The following is a 1233-nucleotide window of genomic DNA, read 5'->3' on the forward strand; positions in this document are numbered from 1 at the left end:
TGAATCGCCCCTGGTTTCGTAGACACCTCCAAGCCTCATAATGAGGCCCAAATAGGAGGTGCCATGAGTCGTCAGCGTTACCCCGAAGAATTCAAGATCGAAGCGGTCAAGCAAGTGACCGAGAAAGGCAAACCTGTCGCCGATGTCGCCCAGCGCCTGGGCATGTCCGTGCACAGTCTTTACGCCTGGATCAAGGTCTACAGCAAGCCCCAAGAGCAGCGTCAGCAAGACGACGATCAGCAGGCCGAACTGCGCAAGCTACGCGCTGAACTCAAGCGCGTGACGGAAGAGCGAGACATCTTAAAAAAGGCCGCCGCGTACTTTGCCAAGGAGTGCGGCTGAAGTACGCCTTCATCAAGAAGCACTCGACTGATTACCCGGTGCGGCGCCTTTGCCAAACCCTCAAGGTGCACCCCAGCGGCTATTACGCCTGGCTGGCCGAGCCTCAATCTGCCCGAGCAAAAGAAGATCAACGTCTGCTTGGCTTGATCAAACACGCTTGGCTGGAAAGCGGAGGTGTATACGGCTACCGCAAAATTCACGATGACCTGCGTGAGCTGGGAGAGGAATGCGGCCGAAATCGAGTCAGGCGCTTGATGCAGGCGGAGGGACTGCGTTCTCAAACGGGCTATCGGCGGCGTCCAGGGTTCTATGGTGGAAAACCAACAGTGGCCTCGCCCAACCACCTCGCGCGGCAGTTCAAGGTAAGTGAGCCGAACAAGGTCTGGGTGACAGATATCACTTACATCCGCACCTATGAAGGGTGGCTCTACCTCGCGGTAGTGCTGGATCTGTTCTCACGCCAAGTAATTGGTTGGTCAATGAAGCCAAGGATGTGCAGCGACCTGGCTATCGACGCGATGTTGATGGCTGTTTGGCGACGCAAGCCTCAGCAGCAAGTTATGATTCACTCAGATCAAGGCAGTCAGTTCAGTAGCTCGGATTGGAAAAGCTTTTTGAAGGCCAACAATGTAATCAGCAGCATGAGCCGGCGGGGAAACTGCCACGACAATGCCGTAGCCGAGAGCTTTTTCCAGCTTTTGAAGCGAGAGCGAATCCGACGAAAGATCTACACAACCCGTGAAGAAGCCCGAAGTGATATTTTCGATTACATCGAGATGTTCTATAACCCTAAACGCCGACACAGCAGTGCTATGCAGCTGTCTCCAGTAGAGTATGAGAAACGCTATTTCCTGAGCTTGGAGAGTGTCTAGAAAACCAGGGGCGATTCAG

The 1233-nt window shown here is 54.3% G+C and carries 1 protein-coding gene; it reads left to right on the plus strand.

Going from position 1 to position 1233, the window contains the following annotated elements; translation table 11 throughout:
• Nucleotides 1–63: 63 nt before the first annotated feature.
• Nucleotides 64–1214 (plus strand): IS3 family transposase gene (locus P353_RS26370; protein WP_087535084.1). Its coding sequence is split into 2 segments (ribosomal slippage): nucleotides 64–298 and nucleotides 298–1214, totalling 1152 coding nucleotides; the frame shifts between segments, so codons are not numbered across the junction.
• Nucleotides 1215–1233: the final 19 nt, after the last annotated feature.

Source organism: Comamonas testosteroni, from assembly GCF_000761245.1.
In the GTDB taxonomy this organism is placed as follows: Bacteria; Pseudomonadota; Gammaproteobacteria; order Burkholderiales; family Burkholderiaceae_C; genus Comamonas; species Comamonas testosteroni_C.